Annotated in this window: 17 protein-coding genes; 10 read left to right on the top strand and 7 right to left on the bottom strand. The window is 66.8% G+C overall.

The window, feature by feature from the left end; genetic code table 11:
• Positions 1-201 precede the first annotated feature (201 nt).
• The 4 genes from VMT40_RS38590 (at position 202) to VMT40_RS38575 (ending at position 6563) form a co-directional block, all read left to right on the top strand.
• The gene (locus VMT40_RS38590) at positions 202-1221 is read left to right on the top strand and encodes a helix-turn-helix domain-containing protein (protein ID WP_326364631.1); all 1020 of its coding nucleotides are present in this window, start codon (positions 202-204) and stop codon (positions 1219-1221) included.
• Entirely contained in the window at positions 1218-3596 is a 2379-nt protein-coding gene (locus tag VMT40_RS38585) for an aminotransferase class I/II-fold pyridoxal phosphate-dependent enzyme (RefSeq protein WP_326364630.1), read from the top strand. Before VMT40_RS38590 ends, VMT40_RS38585 begins: the two co-directional genes overlap by 4 nt.
• Positions 3597-3696: 100 nt before the next feature.
• Entirely contained in the window at positions 3697-5046 is a 1350-nt protein-coding gene (locus VMT40_RS38580; protein WP_326364629.1) for a M20/M25/M40 family metallo-hydrolase, read from the top strand.
• Positions 5043-6563 carry a YfcC family protein gene (locus VMT40_RS38575; protein WP_326364628.1) on the top strand — a complete coding sequence of 507 codons (1521 nt, stop codon included), beginning with the start codon at positions 5043-5045 and terminating at the stop codon, positions 6561-6563. The genes VMT40_RS38580 and VMT40_RS38575 overlap by 4 nt, the downstream gene beginning before the upstream one ends.
• Here VMT40_RS38575 and VMT40_RS38570 read toward each other — a convergent pair.
• A complete protein-coding gene (locus VMT40_RS38570; protein WP_326364627.1) occupies positions 6560-7141 on the bottom strand; it encodes a TetR/AcrR family transcriptional regulator in 582 nt (193 codons plus the stop codon). The genes VMT40_RS38575 and VMT40_RS38570 overlap by 4 nt on opposite strands.
• 67 nt (positions 7142-7208) lie before the next feature.
• On the opposite strand from VMT40_RS38570, the gene VMT40_RS38565 reads away from it, so the two are divergent.
• The 3 genes from VMT40_RS38565 (at position 7209) to VMT40_RS38555 (ending at position 9504) form a co-directional block, all read left to right on the top strand.
• Entirely contained in the window at positions 7209-8531 is a 1323-nt protein-coding gene (locus VMT40_RS38565; protein WP_326364626.1) for a family 1 glycosylhydrolase, read from the top strand.
• A 135-nt stretch (positions 8532-8666) separates the two neighbouring features.
• Positions 8667-8828: a hypothetical protein gene (locus tag VMT40_RS38560; protein WP_326364625.1), complete on the top strand. Its 162-nt coding sequence runs from the start codon at positions 8667-8669 to the stop codon at positions 8826-8828.
• A gap of 25 nt (positions 8829-8853) precedes the next feature.
• The gene (locus tag VMT40_RS38555; protein ID WP_326364624.1) at positions 8854-9504 is read left to right on the top strand and encodes a disulfide bond formation protein B; all 651 of its coding nucleotides are present in this window, start codon (positions 8854-8856) and stop codon (positions 9502-9504) included.
• Between the two features lie 105 nt (positions 9505-9609).
• Here the strand turns inward: VMT40_RS38555 and VMT40_RS38550 are convergent, their stop codons facing one another.
• Positions 9610-10602 (bottom strand): LLM class F420-dependent oxidoreductase, encoded by a 993-nt coding sequence (locus VMT40_RS38550; protein ID WP_326364623.1) that lies wholly within the window; start codon positions 10600-10602, stop codon positions 9610-9612.
• Entirely contained in the window at positions 10602-11075 is a 474-nt protein-coding gene (locus VMT40_RS38545) for a MarR family winged helix-turn-helix transcriptional regulator (protein WP_326364622.1), read from the bottom strand. Before VMT40_RS38545 ends, VMT40_RS38550 begins: the two co-directional genes overlap by 1 nt.
• 85 nt (positions 11076-11160) lie before the next feature.
• Between VMT40_RS38545 and VMT40_RS38540 the strand changes: the two genes are divergently transcribed.
• Positions 11161-11484 (top strand): rhodanese-like domain-containing protein, encoded by a 324-nt coding sequence (locus tag VMT40_RS38540; protein ID WP_326364621.1) that lies wholly within the window; start codon positions 11161-11163, stop codon positions 11482-11484.
• An 80-nt stretch (positions 11485-11564) separates the two neighbouring features.
• Here the strand turns inward: VMT40_RS38540 and VMT40_RS38535 are convergent, their stop codons facing one another.
• Entirely contained in the window at positions 11565-12791 is a 1227-nt protein-coding gene (locus tag VMT40_RS38535; RefSeq protein WP_326364620.1) for an MFS transporter, read from the bottom strand.
• Entirely contained in the window at positions 12791-13441 is a 651-nt protein-coding gene (locus VMT40_RS38530) for a GntR family transcriptional regulator (protein WP_326364619.1), read from the bottom strand. Before VMT40_RS38530 ends, VMT40_RS38535 begins: the two co-directional genes overlap by 1 nt.
• Positions 13442-13611: 170 nt before the next feature.
• On the opposite strand from VMT40_RS38530, the gene VMT40_RS38525 reads away from it, so the two are divergent.
• Positions 13612-14073 carry a PaaI family thioesterase gene (locus VMT40_RS38525; protein WP_326364618.1) on the top strand — a complete coding sequence of 154 codons (462 nt, stop codon included), beginning with the start codon at positions 13612-13614 and terminating at the stop codon, positions 14071-14073.
• Between the two features lie 77 nt (positions 14074-14150).
• On the opposite strand, the gene VMT40_RS38520 is transcribed toward VMT40_RS38525, so the two are convergent.
• Positions 14151-14534 carry a hypothetical protein gene (locus tag VMT40_RS38520; RefSeq protein WP_326364617.1) on the bottom strand — a complete coding sequence of 128 codons (384 nt, stop codon included), beginning with the start codon at positions 14532-14534 and terminating at the stop codon, positions 14151-14153.
• 198 nt (positions 14535-14732) lie between these two features.
• Here VMT40_RS38520 and VMT40_RS38515 point away from each other — a divergent pair, with 198 nt between their 5' ends.
• On the top strand, positions 14733-16322 hold the full coding sequence (locus VMT40_RS38515) for a carboxylesterase/lipase family protein (protein WP_326364616.1): 1590 nt from the start codon (positions 14733-14735) through the stop codon (positions 16320-16322).
• A 1-nt stretch (position 16323) separates the two neighbouring features.
• Here VMT40_RS38515 and VMT40_RS38510 read toward each other — a convergent pair whose 3' ends face one another.
• Positions 16324-16926, bottom strand: a complete 603-nt coding sequence (locus VMT40_RS38510) for a hypothetical protein (RefSeq protein ID WP_326364615.1) — start codon at positions 16924-16926, stop codon at positions 16324-16326.
• Positions 16927-17550 lie beyond the last annotated feature (624 nt).

Here is a 17550-nt window from a genome sequence, read left to right as displayed (position 1 = left end):
AAATCAGCGCTCAAGAACGCCCGACTGCCGGGCCGGATCGTCCGCACGCCCGCGCGCAGTGCCCCATTAGTCCGTTTAGCCTGCCTTGTAAAAGATTTCGCCGGTTTCTGCAAGGCCTGCGATGGCGCAAATGACACCCCGTGCTTACTATGGGCATCGCATGACACGTCTGAGTAATGCAGAACATGATGGGAGACGAGCATGTCTCGCTCGGCCTCGGACGGCGAGCACATCGGCGCGATGGTCAAACAGCTCCGCCGACAGCGCAACCTCACCCAGCAGGAGCTGGCCCGCCGGGTCGGCTGTTCGCGCAGTCTGATTCAACAGATCGAGAACGGGACTCGCACGCCACCGCTGGCCCAGCGCGAGAAGCTGAGCGCGGCGCTCGGGGAGAGCCTGCCCGGCCGCGGCGACGAGACCGATGCCGAGTCGGTCAGCAGCGATCTGCGGATTCGATTCGACATCCTGTTGGGTCAGCACCCGGATATCGCCGGTCGTGTTCTCACCCTCGCCCAGAGCCTCGCCGCGCTGGAGACCACGTCCGATGAGCTCGTCCCGCTGCGAGAGATCGCCGAGCGGCAGCTGGATCGCGCCGAGGAGGTGCTCACCCAGATCCCCTCGGGCAGTGTTGTTGTGCGGGAGTGGAACACGGTGATCGACTGGCTCACGGTGTTGGTCCGCGCGCGCCACCAAATCTGCGCCATCCACACCGCCGAGCTGGGAGCGATCGGCGGCGACGTCGGCGACGAGTACCACCGGGCGATCCTCGAGAAGGCACGGTCCGGTGTGTCGGTGCAGCGTGTCTATGTCCTGGACGACGTCGAGAACGTGACGCCCTACGAGGACAAGCTCTGGCAACAGGTGCGGGCGAAGGTCGAAACCATCCTGGTGAACCGGGAATTCGCGCCCAACGCGCAGGGCATGCTCATCGTCGACGACGTCTACGTGCTGGCGGGTGACTATGATTTCCGCCGCCGCGAACGCGATTCCAGCCGATTCTCTACGCTCCGGCACGACGTGCAGGCCGCCCACCGCAAGTTCAACCACCTGCGTGAACTCAGGAGTTACGGAATGGCGTTGGTAGTCAACGATCTCGTGGAGAGCACGGGGCTGGCTCGGTTCGAGCGCCTGGATCAGGGGGACTGTCGTACCCGGTTCCGGAAGGCGTTGCGCCGGGCGTGGAACAACGAGGAGCCCGACCCCGAGGACGCGCCCAGATGAGCGATCCGGTCGCGGTGTCGCCACCGCTGGATCCGGTCGAGGTGGCGGACCGTTCCGATCGGCGCAAGCAGATCGCCCGCGGCTACCTCGGCGAGGACACCCGGTTTCCGGGGACGAACGGCGGAACCTACCGCGGCATCATCGACGCCTACCACGGCGAAACCGGCCTGCCCATGGACGTACCGGCCGCGGCGGCCCTGAACGCCGCCTGGGCGGAAGTCATGGCGGGCCAGGCGGTCACGGGTGCGAACCGCTACGACAAGAAGCAGCCCGCGGTCCTGCGGAGCCTGGCCGCGACCCGGTTGTTCGGGCGGATATCCCAGCCCGGTGCCGGGCTGCCCGGTGTCGAGATCGATCCGGGCGAGGTCATCGTGAGCCCCTACTCGAGCACGGTGCTCCTCGAGGAGGCGATCGCCACGCTGGCTCGGCCCGGTGGTGTCCTGGTGTGTCCGGAGGGTTATTACAAGAGCGTCGCCGGGCATGTCACCAAGTACGGTCTGCGGATGGCGACCAGTCCGGTGACCGCCGACGACGACTTCCGAATCGACGCCGACGCACTCGCTCGAACGCTGGAATACTATGCGGCACAGGGGAATCTGTGTGGCGTGCTGCTGACGCTGCCGGGCAACCCGGTGGTCGCCGACTACTCGGTCGAGCAACTGATCGAGATCGGGCGGGTGCTCGTCGCGGCCGAGGTGCCGGTGATCTGCGATATGTCGTTCGACCTCCTGGTGGACGGACACATCCCGATCGCGTCCATCGTGGTCCCCACCGCCACCGGTCCCGTCCGGCTCTACGACCGAGTACTGACCATCACCGGTAATTCCAAGGCGTTCAACGCCTTCGGTCCCTGCAAGCTCGGCGCGGCGTGTTCGGGGGACGAGCGGTGGCTGACCGCGATCCGCAAGCGCCTACGCGTGGCGTTTCAGCGCGAATCCACCCATCTGGTCCGGGCGACGCTCGAGGGCACCTCGGAAGACTATCTGGTCCAGAACCGCAAACTGCTGCGCGAGCGCATGGAATTCGCGCGCGAGCGTGTGGCCAGGATCAATGCCCGGTTCGGTACCGCACTGCTGCGGCCGCTGGGTAGCCGGGACGGCATGTTCCTCACCGTCGAATTCGACGCCGAGGTCATGTCCGCCGCGGCCGTACGATCCAGCGCGGATCTCGAGGACCTGCTGCTGATGGCGGCGGGCATCGACTGCGTCGCACTGGACCGGACCGGATCGCGGCGAATGGGCGTGCGGCTCAATGTGACCACGCCCCGGCGCGGATCCGGCGAGGTCGGCACCGATCTGGTCGGCGAGCTCTTCGATCGCATGGAGCGCCTGCTCCAGCGCATCGACAGCGGCCTGACGTATTCCGGTGCGCTGCTGGAACGCCGGATCCCGGCTCGCTCCCCGCGGGTCGCCACCGTCGGGGTACTGCGTGAGACCGCCGACCGCGAATTACGCGTCGCCGCCACCCCCGAGGATGTGACGACACTGATTCGGCACGGGCTGCGGGTGGTGGTGGAACACGGCGCGGGATGGCGAGCGGACTTCACCGATGCCGATTACCGTGCCGCGGGCGCCGCCGTGGTGTCCGGACCGGAACGGGTGTTCGCCGCCGCGGACCTGGTCGCGTGGGTCAAACCGCCCGCCTACGACCTGGACTCGATGCCGATCCGGAATGGCCAACTGCTGCTGGGATTTCAGGATCCGGTCAAGCGGCGCACCGACATTCATCGGCTGAGTCGGCGCGGGGTCGAGTCGATCGCCTTCGAACACATCGCCCCGGATCTGGAGGCCGCCGAGCTCGATCCGCTGACCGCCATGAGCCGAATCGCCGGTGAGGTGGCGTATCTGGAGGGCCGCGAACACCTGCGCGGTCGGCATTCGGAGTGCCTGGTGCGAGCGTTGGTCATCGGGTGCGGGCAGGCGGGGCTGGCGGCCCTCGCCACCGCGACCCGCTGCGGTGACGTGCCGCCGACCGCGATCGGACGTCGCCACGGGCAGCGCGCCGCCGCGGTGGCACACGGCGCGAGCGAGTTCCTCGTCGATCCGACACCGGCCACGGTCGCCCGTCACATCGGTGCCGTCCAGCCGAATCTGGTGATCTGCGCGGCGGGCCAGCGCGGGACGCCCGCGCCGGTGCTGCTCGACCGAGCCGGTCTGGCGGCGCTCCCGCCGGGTGCGGTGGTCATCGATCTGACGGCCAAATCCGGTGGCAACTGTGTGGCGACGCGCGCGGATCACACGGTGACGCTGGCCAACGGCGTCACGGTAATCCATCGATCCAACTTCCCGTCCGCGCGCCCGACGCTCGCGAGCCGCGCCTACGGTGCGTCCGCCGCCGCCGCCATCCTGCGCTTCAGCGCGGCCGTCCCGAACTGACTCACGGGGAAGGAATGGCGGGGGAGCGGCGGGCGGTGTTGGGGCGGGCGTGTCGCCCGGGGTTCGCTGGATTTGGGCGGCGGGGTGGTTCGATAGCGGGATGGGACTGCGGCGGGATTTGGGTGGGGCTGTTGATGGGCTGATGCCTGAGTTGACGGGGCTGCTCGAGGAGTTGGTGGCTATACCGTCGATCGCGTTTCCGGGGTATCCGAAGGAGAATGTGCGGCGGGCGCACGATCTGGTTGCGGAGGAGTTGCGGAAGTCTGGGGTGGGGGAGATTCGGGTGTTGGATCTGCCGGATACCTCGCCGGTGGTGTACGGGCGGATTCCGGCTCCGGAGGGGGCGCCGACCGTGCTGTTGTACGGGCACTACGATGTGCAGCCTTCGGGGGATGAAAGTCTTTGGCACACACCGCCGTTCACGCCCACCCAGAAGGACGGGGCGATCTACGGGCGGGGGGCGGCGGACTGCAAGGCCAATGTGGTGGCGCACATCGGGGCGCTGCGGGCGTTCGGGGGGAAGCCGCCGGTGGGGATCACGGTGGTGATCGAGGGGCAGGAGGAGTACGGGTCGGTCTTCGACGACTATCCGGCGCAGCAGCCGGAGCTGTTTCAGGCCGACGCGCTGCTCATCTGCGATGCGGGCAATATTCGCGCGGGGCAGCCGACGCTGGTGACCGCGCTGCGCGGGGTCGCGGATGTGTTCGTGGAGGTGCGCACGCTGGCCGCGCCGGTGCATTCGGGGCAGTTCGGCGGGGCCGCGCCGGATGCGTTGCTGGCGTTGATCAATGCGCTGTCCACCCTGCACGATGCCGACGGGAATGTCGCCGTGCCGGGGTTGCGGCGGGACAAGTGGACCGGGGCGAACTACACCGACAAGGAATTCGCCGAGGTGACCGGGATGCAGCCGGGGATGCCCCTGCTCGGGACCGGGCCGATCGGGGAGCGGATCTGGTACGGGCCCGCCATCACCGTCATCGGATTGGATGCGCCGCCCACGAAAACCGCCGCGTCCGCGGTGGTTCCCTACGCGAAGGCCTATCTGAACGTGCGCGTGCACCCGGAGCAGGACCCGGCCGAGGGACAGCGCGCGGTGATCGAACACCTGAAGAAGGTCAAGCCGTTCGGGATCGAGCTCGAGGTGACCGGCGGGGACGTCGGAGCCGGATTCGCCGCGCGCACAAACGGTCCCGCCTACGCGGCCATGGGTGAGGCCATGAAAAAGGCGTGGGGCGTGGACGCCGTGGACTCGGCCATGGGCGGGTCGATTCCGCTCACCAACACCATGGCCGCGGCCAATCCGAACTCCGAGGTGCTCATGCTCGGCGTCGAGGACTCCAAGTGCAATATGCACGGCTTCAACGAGCGCGTGCTGGTGAGCGAACTGCGGAATGTGGCGCTCGCCGAGGCCGAGTTCTTCCAACTCTTCGCGGACAGGATGCGCAAGTGAGCGACACCGTGACGACCGAGACGGAGCCGAAACCCGCCGGGCACAAGCGGAAGTGGACGTTCCCGTCCACCTACACGATTCTGGCGGGCGTCACGCTCGTGGTCTGGCTGGCGGCCTTCGTGATTCCGCCGGGCGCCTACGACACCGACGACAAGGGCCACCCCGTCGCGGGCTCGTATCACCGGCTCACCGATGCCAAGGGCTTCGTCGAGCGGCTGCGGGATCTGTTCCTGGCTCCGGTCAACGGCCTCTACGGCATTCAGGACGACAAGGGTCAGGTCGCCCCCGACGCGGTGGGCTCGCTCTACGGTGCGGCCGCGGTGTTCCTGTTCGTGCTGGCCGTGGGCGCGTTCATCACCGTCGCCTTCGCCACCGGCGCACTGGATTCCGGCATCGGCCGGTTGGCGTTCAAGCTGCGCAATCGCACGTACCTGCTGATCGTCGGCATCATGGTGGTCTTCGCCGTGGCCGGTACCGTCGAGGGTTTCGCCGAGGAGACGCTGGGTTTCTACGCGCTGCTGGTGCCGCTGACCCTGGCCCTGGGCTACGACCGCATGACCGCCGTCGGCGCGATCATCGCGGGCGCGGGCATCGGCGTGCTGTGTTCGACGGTGAACCCCTTCGCCACCGGCACCGCCTCCTCGGCGGCCGGTGTCGCGCTCGGTGACGGCATTGTGCTGCGGCTGGCCATGTTGGTGGTGTTGACCGCAGTCACCGTCGCGTACGTGGTTCATTACGCGCGCCGAGTCAAGGCCGATCCCGACAAGTCGATATCGGGGTGGCAGCCGGGGGACCGCGACGTGAAAGCCGATGAGCACGAACCGGATCCGATGACCGCGCGGCAGGTGGCGGTGCTGTGGCTGGTCGGTATCACCTTCGCGTTCATGATCTTCTCGGTGATTCCGTGGGGCACGGTCGTCAACGGTCAGGGCGCGAAACCGTTCGGATGGGAATTGGGTTGGAGCTTCCCGGAATTGGCGGCCCTGTTCCTGGTGGCCGCGGTGGTGGTGGGCCTGGCCGGCGGGCTGGGCGAGGGCAAGATGTCGGAGAACGTCGGCAAGGGCTTCAGCGACTTCGTCGGCGCGGGCTTCGTCATCGTGCTGGCACGCGGCGTCACCGTCATCATGAACAACACCCAGATCACCAGCACGGTGCTGCACGCGCTGGAAGGCGTTGTGTCCGGGACGTCGTCGGCGGTCTTCGCGGTGGCGGTGTTCCTGGTGAACGTGCCCCTGGCCTTCCTCATCCCGTCCACCTCGGGTCACGCCACCCTGGCCATGCCCATCATGGCCCCGCTGGCCGACTTCGCCCACGTGCCACGGTCTTTGGTGGTGACGGGCTGGCAGTCGGCGTCCGGCTGGGCGAACCTGGTCACCCCGACCACGGCCGTCGTCACCGGTGGTATCGCACTGGCCAAGGTGCGCTACGACCGCTACGTGCGGTTCATCGCGCCGCTCATGGGGATCCTGTTCGTGCTGATCTGTGTCTTCCTCGCGATCGCGGCGTGGATCGGCTAGGTGCCGGGGAACTGCTGACCGGTGAACTGGGTCCAGCACCGTTGCAGGTAGTACTCCATATCGAGGGAAGGGTCGATGAGCCACCGGGATTGGAGCCCGTCCGACAGCGCCATGAAGGCGGTGGCCATCACCTCGGGATCGATGTCGGCGGGCACCGCGCCGGTCTTCTGCATGCCCCGCAGGAGTTCGGCGAATCGGGCGACGCCGCGCTCGTAGTGCTCGCGCATGTACTCGTGGGCGGGGTGGTGCGGGTCGGCGGCCGCGGCCTGCATATGGGTGAACAGCTCGATCAGGCCCGGCACCTGGGTGTTTCGGCGCACGACCCGGACCAGCACCTCGGGGGTCGGCTCGCCGAGTTCGAGCGCGCCGATCTCGTCGCGCTTGCGCAGCACCGCGACGAACAGCTCCTCCTTGGACCCGAAGTAGTGCAGCAGCCCGCTCTGGCTCAGCCCGACCGCCTCGGCCAGCTCGGCCACCGAGGTCGCCAGAAATCCGCGCTCGGCGATCGTGTGCAGCGCGGCCTCGAGAATCCGCTCTCGCCGCTCGATGCCTTTCCCATAGGGTCCGCGTTTCGCCATCGGGCAAGTCTAAGCGGACTCTGAGAGTTTCTTGCCCACCAAAACCGAGCGTTGTACGGTTTTCGTCATGCGATTCCGCCGCAACCTGAGCCTGGCCGCCTCCGCCGCCCTGACCGTGACCGCCGCCTTGACCGTGACCGCCGCCCCGGCCTTCGCCCGCCCGGAGCCGCCCGCTCGAGTCGCGCCGCTGGGGCCGGACTTCCTGTGGGGCGTCGCCGCCTCGGGCTTCCAGTCCGAAGGGCATGCGCCGGACAGCAATTGGTCGCGCTACGCCGCGTCCGGGAAAACCGAGGACCCGTACCGGGATTCGATCGACTTCTACGACCGGTACCTGTCCGACATCCAGCTGGCCAAGGGGCTCGGCGTGAAGGTGTACCGGATCGGCATCGAGTGGGCCCGGGTGCAGCCGCAGCCGGGTGTGTGGGACGAGGACGGACTTCGCTTCTACGACAAGGTGATCGGCGCGATCGAAGCCGCGGGCATGCGGCCCATGCTGACCCTGGACCACTGGGTGTTCCCCGGCTGGGAGGTCGACCGGGGTGGATGGAACCGCGCGGGCATGGTCGACGACTGGCTGGCCAACGCCCGCACGATCGTGGACCGCTATGCCGCGGGCAATCCGCTGTGGGTCACGTTCAACGAGCCGACCATGTACATGATCAACGAGGTCCGGCTGGGTGATCTGCCCGCCACCGCGGTGCCCGCCATGCAGGACCGAATCGCGCAGGCGCACAACACCATCTACGACTACATCCACCGGGTACAGCCGGGTGCGCTGGTCACCAGCAATGTCGCCTACATCCCCACCGCCGAGGACGCGGTGAACGGCCCCTTGATCGACAAGATCGCCGCCAAGCTGGACTACGTCGGCATCGACTACTACTACGGCCTGTCCCCGGATGCCTTGCGCTCGCCCATCAGTAACGAACTGTGGAACAACCCGCTGCAACCCGATGGCATTTACTATGCGCTGGAACACTATTCGCGCGCCTTCCCGGGCAAGCCGCTCTATATCGTGGAGAACGGCATGCCCACCGAGAACGGCGGGCCCCGCGCCGACGGCTACACCCGTGCCGACGATCTGCGCGACACGGTCTACTGGGTGCAGCGCGCCAAGGCCGATGGGATGAACGTCATCGGCTACAACTACTGGAGCCTCACCGACAACTACGAATGGGGCTCGTACACACCGCGATTCGGGCTGTATACCGTGGACGTCCTGACCGATCCGACCCTCACGCGCCGCCCGACCGACGCCGTCCCGGCGTACACCGAGATCACGCGGGCGGGCGGCGTTCCGGCCGACTATCGTCCGACCCGTGATCCCAAGGCGTGCTCGCTGGTCGATCCGTTGACCAGCTGCACCGATCCGGTGACCGTGCCACGGTGACGACCCCGGGCCCACGTGCCCGGGAACTCGGTCATAGCCCGGTTCTATGAGTGCATTGAAACAAGGTGTCTACCAGGTGTTTCACGCCGGGTGAAAAGTAAGGGGTGACCGAATCCCCGACGAAATCAGGACACCATGTACACCCTGCTCTTTGCTCTCATCCTGCTGTGTGTGGTGGCGGTGGTTCGCAGTTGGCCGCGGGGCTATGCGATGGGTCTGTGCTCGGCGACCCTGGCCCTGTCGGTACTGGCTTTCCTTCCCCACGTCATCGACCACTCGTTCCACCTCGGTCTGTGATCGCCACCTCAGGAGCTGACTTCTCATGACCACCTTCGCGACCCCCGCCGCCACCGGCGTTCGCGTCACCACCGACAACCCCGGACTGTCGAACAAGCTCGGGCTGTGGTTCGCCCACGCCTACGTGATCGGCATGTGCGCCACTCTGCTCGGCGCCTACACCTTCCAGTTCGGGCTGTGGGAGTACCCCTGCCCCATGTGCCTGCTGCAGCGAATGTTCTTCCTGCTCAGCGCGATCGGGCCGACCTACATCATCATGCGGTCGCGCACCGGGGTGGTGACCACCCGCGAGTTCGCCTCCGGCTGGGGCTGGGCCGTCATGGCCGCCATTCTCGGCAGCTTCGTCTCGGGCGCCCAGGTGCTCATGCACATCGCCCCGAATGATCCGGGTTACGCCGGTGCGCTGCTCGGTCTGCACCTCTACACCTGGGCCTTCATCACCTTCGTGATGGCCGTGCTCGCCGCGGGCATCGTGCTCTTCCTGAGCGCCTTCAGCGAACCGGGCCGGGTGGCAGCCACTTCGACCGCCCTGCGCCGGGCCGCCAAGGTCACCCCGATGGTGCTGGTCGCCTTCGCCGCCACCAACCTGGTCGCCTGCTTCTTCCTGCAGGGCCTGCACTGGAAGATGACCGGCGATCCCACCGGCTACCAGTTCTTCACCGATCTGGGCTGGTGACAACAACACCCCGCCCGCTGAAACACCCTGCCCTCTGAAACACTCCGCCCGCTGACCTCCGAAACCGGTGTCAGCGGGCGGTTTTCGTGTTTCTCCAGGGCGTGATCAGCGCAGGGCGGGAATGACCTCGCGCTCGAACAGTTCCGCGCCGGAGGTGTCGTAGGCGGTTTCGGGGAAGTAGTGGATCGAATACCCGAGCCCCAAAGCCTTGACCTGCGAGAGCCGTTCGACGATCTGCTCGGGGGTGCCGACGGCGGGGGAGTTGCGGAACAGATCCTTGACGTGTTGCGCCGCGCCCTCGGCGCCGACGAACGGCGTCAGCCGGGCCTCCAGCGCGGACAGCCGCTCCTGGACCTCGGCCTCGGTCGCCCCGACCAGCGTATTGAAGTTCGAGCTGCGGGTGATGGCGTCGAAATCCGTTCCCACTTCGGCACAGTGGGCGCGCAGCAGCTCCGACTTCTGGGTGAAGGTCTCCGGATCACCGGCGAAGTTGGTGTACTGCGCGTACTTCGCCGCGATGCGCAGCGTCACCTTCTCGCCGCCGCCCGCGATCCAGATCGGAATCCCGCCCTCCTGCAAGGGAAGCGGGCGCACGATCGCGCCGTCGACCTGGTAGTGCTTGCCGTCGAGGGTGGCCTTGCCGGTGGTCCAGGCCTGCTTGAAGATCTGCACGCCCTCGTCGAGACGGCCCAATCGCGTTCCGGCGGAGGGGAATCCGTAGCCGTAGGCGCGCCACTCGTGCTCGTACCAGCCGCCGCCGATGCCCATCTCCACGCGACCGCCCGAGATGAGGTCCACCGTGGCGGCCACCTTGGCCAGGTAGGCCGGATCGCGGTAGCTCATGGCGGTGCACATCTGGCCCAGCCGGATTCGCGAGGTGCTCGCCGCCAGCGCGGACATGAGCGACCAGGCCTCGTGGGTGGCCTCCTCGGTCGGCACCGGCACGGTGTGGAAGTGGTCGTAGACCCACAGCGATTCCCACGCGTCGCCGGAATCGGCGCGCCGGGCCAGGTCTCGCATCACGCCCCATTGCGCGGCGGGGTCGATCCCGACGAGATCGAGCCGCCAGCCCTGCGGGATGAAGATGCCGAAACGCACTAGAAGTCTCCTCTGTTCGAATCCGGTGTGGTCACCTCGGACGGCCCGAGCACCTTGCGCAGTGCCGCGGCCACCGTCTCGAGTTCGGCCGGATCCAGTCTGCCCCCGAAGCGTCGTTCGATCCCGTCCAGGTAGTGCGGGGCGGCCTCGCGGAAGCGGCGGCGGCCCGCATCGGTAATGCTCACGAAGGCGGATCGGCCGTCGTCGGGATTGGATTCACGCCGCACCAAACCGTGTGACTCCATCTCCGTCACCAGGCGGCTCACGCGGGTGCGGCTGAGCACCACGCGTTCCCCCAGGTCGCTCATGCGGAGCCGGTGCGGCCCATCGAGTTCCAGCAGGACGTCGTACCAGCTCAGCGGCAACCCGGTGGTGCGGCGCAATTCGGAGTCGAGTTCGGGCACGAGTTTGGCGTGGACCTGGAGCAGTGCGGCCCAGGCGTGGACGGCCGGATGGGATCGAGGTGCGGGCACCGGCCCATCATAACCAGTTGCGTGCGCCCGCACGTAAGTAGTAGCGTGCACACGCACACACTTTCGTGCTCGGAAAGGAAAACCCATGACCGCACTCATCACCCGCGACGAACTCGCCAAGGAGATCGAGGCCGGATCGGTGATCGTGCTCGACGCCCTCGGCGGCGAGTACTACGCCAAGGCCCACCTCCCCGGGGCGATCGCGCTGGTCGAGGCCGACGTGGAAACCCAAGCCCCGCGCCTGCTCCCGGACCGCGACGCGGCCATCGTCACCTACTGCTCCAATGCCGCGTGCCCCAACAGTCAGCAGGTGGCCACCAAGCTGGAGCAGCTGGGCTACACCAATGTCCGCAAATACCGTGACGGCATTCAGGATTGGACCGAAGCGGGTCTGCCCATCGAAAGCTGATCGCCGCGGCGAGAATTCGACCGCCTGCCGTCGTGGTCGCGACGGCAGGCGGTCGAATCGATGGCGTCTCGGAGTGCGTCTCAGGCCTCGCGGGCGCGGCTGACGATCGCCAGGCAGGCGACGCAGGCGGCGGCCAGGACGCCGAACATGGCCGGGTATCCGACGCCGGTCGCATCGTGGCAGACCGCCATGACGGCCGGGACGCCGAAGCCCAGATAGCTGACGGCATAGAAGACCGCGGTCAGACCCGCCAGATCATCGGGACGGGCCATGCGCTCGATTTCCAGCAGACCCGCGACGAGACCGCTGCCGAAGCCCATGCCCAAGGCGATGGCAGTCAGCACCGTCAGCCACATGGTCAGCGTCGCGGAAGCGGCCGCCGCCAACACCATTCCGGTGATGACCAGCGTCAGCGCCACCACCGGCAGCCGCAGCGAACCCGGGCGGTCGATGCGCCGCGCCACGGACTGGATGGCGAAGCCGCAGCCCAGTGTGATGACCGTAATGAGGGCCGAGAACGCGATCGGGGCGTTGTGGACCTTGGGCATCATGAGGGTCGGCATGATGGCGTAGGCCGCGGCCGAACAGGTGAACAGCCACAGGCACAGTGGCAGCGCCACGGTTCGGAAGCGGTGGTGGGCGGCGGCGGGAACCTTCAGGTCATCGAGCAGTCGGCCCGGATTCTCTTGCGGCGCGACGGTTTCCGGCGCGCGGTACAGCCAGATCGCGGCCAGCAGGCAGAGCGCGACATTGATCAGATAGGCGAAGGTATCGGGCCACGGTGCCCACTGGGCCAGTACCCCGGCCACGCCCGCGCCGATGCCGAAGCCACCGGTCAGACTCATGGCCGAGCGGCGCGCGCCCACCCCGGACACGGCCACGTCGGTGAACGGCGGCTGCGAGAGTTCCTTGAGCCAACTGCTGCCCACGGCCATGGCCAGCCCCAGCGCGATGCCGCACAGCACGCGCCCGAGGGAAAGCATTGGCACGGAATCGGATCCGAAGGCCAGGAAGCTCGAACCGAGGGCCGCGACGAGCGGTGCGGGCCGCATCAGACGACGGCGACCGTAGCGGTCCGAGAGCGGGCCGCCGATGAGCAGCGCGGGAATGATGCCGAGGACGTACTCGAACAGCAGCAGGTCGACGGTGGCGACCGACAGGCCGTCGCGCTTGTACATGACCAGCAGGGGAGTGAATTCGTTTCCGCCCCAGGCGATCGCGAAGATGGCCGCCGAGACGCCCAGCCAGGCTTTGGGGCGGGTGCCGAGACTTCTGGCCGGGGTGTCGACCGATGTCAGCGTCGCCATCACAGTCCTCTCAGGGTCACGCCGTGCACCTGGGTCAGATGTTCGGCGAGGGTTTCGGAGAAACCGGCGGCGTCGGCGGCTTCGATCAGGTTCGTGATTCGGGTGTGCTGGGCGATGATTCGGTCGGTATTGGTGTCGCCCCGTTGCAGCGCAACACTGTTCATGCGCCGCTGCCGCTCGCGCAGCGAGTCGTAGAAGCCGGTGAGCAGCGGGTTGTCGGCGGCCACCACGTATTCGCGGTGGAAATCGGCGTCCACGATGGCGAATTCGTCGAGATCCCCGGCGTCGGCGAGTTCGCGCTGGCGGGCCAGGGATTCGCGCAGCCGGGGGATCAGGCCCGCCCGCGCGACCCGGGTGAGCGCGTCGACCGCACCGGTTTCCACGATGTAGCGGGCGTGAATCACATGCTCGGCCTCGTGCGAGGGCACCGGCACCACCAGCGCGCCGCGCTTGGGGTACAGACGCATCCAGCCCTCGGTTTCCAGCCGCAGGAACGCCTCGCGCACCGGCGTGCGGGAGGTGCCGAGCTCACCGGCCATCTCGTTCTCGCTGACCAGTTCCCCGCCCGGCAGATTGCCGCTGAGGATGCGTTCCTTGATCTCGCGGTAGGCGCGCTCGGCGGCCGAATACGTCTTGGACACGACTTGCATACTAGTTTGGGGCGTGGGATGAATTGCCCGAATGTGGCCGGGTTCACGATCTTGGTGAGGGAGTTGCGCCACAACCCTCTCACCAACCATGATTCTCTTGTTGGCAGCACGTCAGTAGTGCTCTGTATTTTCACGAGTGCTCGGTGCCTTTCCAGGACGAGGAGGTCCGCATGGCGAACGACGCCCCGCCGCTGAACGAGGTCGTGAACGGTGGATTGGAATTCACGATTCCGGTCGCGCACAAGATGGGTGTGCGGGCCGAGGAGGTGCGTCCGGGCTTCGCGGCCACCAGCGTGCCGATCGAGGGCAATGGCAATCACTTCGGCGTCATGTACGCCGGTGTGCTGTTCACCGTCGCCGAGGTGCTCGGCGGCGCGCTCGCCATCGCGAGCTTCGACACCAGCAAGTACTTCCCGCTGGTGAAGGATCTGCACATCTACTTCCGCAAGCCCGCGGCGACCGATGTGCGCGCGGAGGCTTCGCTCTCCGAAGCGGAGATCGCGCGCATCGCCGAGGAGGCGGAGGCCAAGGGCAAGGCTGATTACACCCTGAAGGCCGTCGTCACCGACGCCAACGGCGTGGTTGTCGCCGAGACCGAGGGGCTCTACCAGCTGCGCACGCACGGCAAGTAGGGCTGCGAAATGTCCGAGCCCCCGGCGAATGTGCCGGGGGCTCGGACATTGTCGTCAGGGTTCCTGGTTACTGCCGATCAGGCGATGATGATCCAACCCTCGCAACCGGTTCCGGCGCTGCCCGGCCACTCCGAGCCCGACACCTTGAACGGGATGGCTCCCGGCATCGGGGTGCCGAGGTCGATCTTGGTGGTCTGGGCGGCATAGGTGTCCGGCAGCGGGGTGCGCGTGCCGTTCATATCGATCTTGGCGTCGTCGGTGAAGTTGTTGGAGGTGGTGATCTCCAGCGTGGTGGGCGTGAACGAGTGGGCCATGAGCGTGGTCTGGCCGCACCTGCCCTTGGAGTAGTCCAGCGTGATCCGCTGCGGGGCGGCGTCGGCGCTCGCCGGTGCGGCGAGGGCACCGGTCACGGCACACGCGAGCGCGGCCAGGGTCATGCGGCGGAGGTACACGGTCTTCACGAACAAACCCCTTTCCTGTGGTCACGGCTGTAGACGACCCCCCGATCGCGCAACGATCATGCCGTGCGCGCGGGCCCGGCACACCGCAGACGCGCGGAAGAATCGGCACGGATTGCGCGAGACTCCGGGTTCACGGCCCGACCGGTCGACCTAGTATCGAATCCCTACGCGAAACTCTGCTGGCCCCAGGAGGCTCGGGTGATCGTGCGCAATCCGGAGTGGGTGGTTCGAGGGGCCGGGCCGGTTTTCGCGGTCGCCCTGCTGGTTTCGCTGTTCCTCGTGGGCGGTCCGGTGCGTGCCGAGGTGACGGCCCCCGATGTGGTCACCGTCGACAGCGGCGGACTGCACGGCGTGATCGCCCAGAACTATCGGCTGTTCAACGGAATCCCCTATGCCGCACCGCCGGTCGGTGCCCTGCGCTGGCGTCCACCCGCACCCGTCGCGCCCTGGCCCGGTATCCGGGAGGCACGCGACGCGGGCCCGAACTGCCCGCAGGACACCGGCCTCGGCGGCCTGCGCTCCACCAACGAGGACTGCCTCTACCTCAATGTCTGGACCCCGCGCACCCTGCCCGCCGACGGCCGCGCCCTCCCGGTCATGGTGTGGATCCACGGCGGCAGCCTCCAGATCGGCTCCGGAAGCATGTACGGCGCAGCGCCTTTGGTCTCACAGTCCGACGGTGACGCCATCGTGGTCACCATCAACTACCGGCTCGGCGCGCTGGGCTTCCTGGCCGCCTCGGCCCTGGACGACGGCACGGGTCCCGGGGACTACGGCTTGATGGATCAACAGGCCGCACTGCGCTGGGTCCAACGCAATATCGTGGCCTTCGGCGGCGACCCGAACCACGTGACGGTGGATGGCGAATCGGCGGGCGGCATTTCGATCTGCGCCCACATGGCCACCCCGAGCTCGGTCGGACTGTTCCAGGCGGCGATCCTGCAAAGCGGCCCGTGCACGAGCAAGTCACTCGCGGACGCCGAGACCGAGGGTGATGCCTGGGCCGCCGAAGTCGGTTGTACCGGAACCGATTCGGCCACGTGCCTGCGTGGCCTCTCACCCGACGTCTTGATCGACCGCGCACCCGCCACCGCGAACGTGGTGTACGGCAACGACTTCCTCCCCGAGGACCCGATCGCGAAGCTGAAATCCGGTCGCATGACCCACATCCCGACCTTCATCGGCTCCAACCACGACGAAATGGCCCTCTGGGTCTGGATGAAATACGGCAACCCCCTCGGCCCCCGCCTGTCCGCCGCCGACTACCCCACCGTCCTGGCCACCCAACTGAACCTCGACCAATCCCAGGTAGCCCGAATCACCCAGGAATACCCCCTCTCCGACTACCCCCAACCCGCCGTGGCCCTCTCCCGCTCCTGGACCGACAAGGTCGTCTGCAACCTGATCGACCAAATAGCCGACTTCTCCCGCCAAAACCCCACCTACACCTACCAATTCGACGACCCCGCCCCCGTCTCCCCACCCACCACCTTCCCGATGGGCGCCTACCACGCCGCCGAACTCCCCTCCCTCTTCGACCTGGCCCAATCCGGCTGGCTCCTCCACGGCATCATGACCTCCGCCCAACAACACCTCCAATCCGAAATGCTCCACTACTGGTCCCGCTTCATCACCACCAACACCCCGGATCCCCAAGCCCTACAACCCATCCCGCTGTACTCCCCAACCAACCCCACTTACCTGTCCTTCCGCCCCACCGGAAACCAATTGGCCGACAACTTCACCACCGACCACCGCTGCGCCTTCTGGTCGATGCTCTCGCGCTAGGTCATGAGACGGAGATCAGGTTGCCGACCATGTCGTAGTCGGCGAGCTTCTCGTTGTGGACGCGGTCGGGGCCGTACACATTCACCTCGATGAGGAATGAGGGTGGGTTGGCGCTTTTTCCGATGACGTAGTCCCAGACGTAGCCGTCCTGTATTGCGGTGTCGCGCAGCGCCTTCGGGCCGATCGTCAGTAGCGTGTCGAGTGATACATCGCTGCTGGTGAAGGTTGCGATTCCGCGCTGTTCCCGTTTTTCGGAAGGGATATAGGCGATTGTCTGGAGTTCCACCTGGCCGGTAGCTGCGGTGTAGATGTACTTGATGATCGAGTCGCGGTTGGCGGGGTCGACGGCTTCGACGTCCATGCCGGTGCCGTCATTTGCGATGTCCAGTCTGGTCCACTCGGGGTTGGAGCCGAGCTTCTGGTTGATCGCTGCGAAGGCGGTGGTCAGTGATTCGGCGGTCCATTTGATTGTCGATGTGGGGGACGCCGTTGTGGTCGTGGGGGCCGATGGCGTCGGGGTGGAAGAGGCCGTTCCAGTTCCCAGAACCACGGTTGCTGCCAGGAGCAGGGTGGCAGTGAGGCGGACGGTGCTGGATGTGGTCATTGCCGGACTATGGAGGAGCGGACTAACGAAAAACTTGTAGTCGACCAAAGAAGAAAAGATAAAGAGAGAAAAGAGAAAAGACGCCAGGAGGAGGGAGAGAGGGTGGCCGAGCTTGCGAGGCCCTCTCACCTACCAGCCCACACCGGGAACAAACCGCACCTACCAGCCGCCTCACCTACCGGCACCTCACTTACGTTCCAGCCCGCTCACCGCTCGGCCGTTCATCTGTCCCTGTGGAATTGTCAAAGAGCTTGAAGCCGTGCAGCTGTCGAACTGTTCGGGTCTGTGTTTCTTGGGTTGTCTCGAGAAGGTGATGCGTGCAGTCCGTGGGCTGGGAGGTGAGGTGACGGCTCCCAACCCGGCGTCAGCCCAAGTCCGGTAGGGCAGGCGAGGTGACCACGCTTCCTCGTTGTTTTGCGCACGCCAGTGAGGCACGAGCAGCCGGGCAGCAAGCAACCCGAGAGGCCCCACCGGTATGGAGGCTATAACCGTGGGACTTGTTCCAACCGCTCGGTCCGCGCGCGCACCAGCGTCCGCGCCAATTGCTCTGGCGCGTGGTGAGATTCGTTGATCCGCGGTGTGCCGGTGGGGTCGATGTGGCGTGGTGCGATCCACCCGATCCGC

Origin of the sequence: Nocardia sp. CDC160, from assembly GCF_035818795.1 — a bacterium.
In the GTDB taxonomy this organism is placed as follows: Bacteria; Actinomycetota; Actinomycetes; order Mycobacteriales; family Mycobacteriaceae; genus Nocardia.
Note: the sequence above shows the minus strand (reverse complement) of the source record. Positions and strands in the feature narration are given on the sequence as shown.

What these genes read in the sequence shown, in the direction of transcription:
- VMT40_RS38580 (WP_326364629.1), top strand. Translation starts at nt 3,697, where the DNA reads ATGGGACTGCGGCGGGATTTGGGTGGGGCTGTTGATGGGCTGATGCCT.
- VMT40_RS38590 (WP_326364631.1), top strand. Translation starts at nt 202, where the DNA reads ATGTCTCGCTCGGCCTCGGACGGCGAGCACATCGGCGCGATGGTCAAA.
- VMT40_RS38560 (WP_326364625.1), top strand. Translation starts at nt 8,667, where the DNA reads ATGTACACCCTGCTCTTTGCTCTCATCCTGCTGTGTGTGGTGGCGGTG.
- VMT40_RS38510 (WP_326364615.1), bottom strand. Translation starts at nt 16,926, where the DNA reads ATGACCACATCCAGCACCGTCCGCCTCACTGCCACCCTGCTCCTGGCA.
- VMT40_RS38530 (WP_326364619.1), bottom strand. Translation starts at nt 13,441, where the DNA reads ATGCAAGTCGTGTCCAAGACGTATTCGGCCGCCGAGCGCGCCTACCGC.
- VMT40_RS38525 (WP_326364618.1), top strand. Translation starts at nt 13,612, where the DNA reads ATGGCGAACGACGCCCCGCCGCTGAACGAGGTCGTGAACGGTGGATTG.
- VMT40_RS38585 (WP_326364630.1), top strand. Translation starts at nt 1,218, where the DNA reads ATGAGCGATCCGGTCGCGGTGTCGCCACCGCTGGATCCGGTCGAGGTG.
- VMT40_RS38570 (WP_326364627.1), bottom strand. Translation starts at nt 7,141, where the DNA reads ATGGCGAAACGCGGACCCTATGGGAAAGGCATCGAGCGGCGAGAGCGG.
- VMT40_RS38540 (WP_326364621.1), top strand. Translation starts at nt 11,161, where the DNA reads ATGACCGCACTCATCACCCGCGACGAACTCGCCAAGGAGATCGAGGCC.
- VMT40_RS38535 (WP_326364620.1), bottom strand. Translation starts at nt 12,791, where the DNA reads ATGGCGACGCTGACATCGGTCGACACCCCGGCCAGAAGTCTCGGCACC.
- VMT40_RS38565 (WP_326364626.1), top strand. Translation starts at nt 7,209, where the DNA reads ATGCGATTCCGCCGCAACCTGAGCCTGGCCGCCTCCGCCGCCCTGACC.
- VMT40_RS38555 (WP_326364624.1), top strand. Translation starts at nt 8,854, where the DNA reads ATGACCACCTTCGCGACCCCCGCCGCCACCGGCGTTCGCGTCACCACC.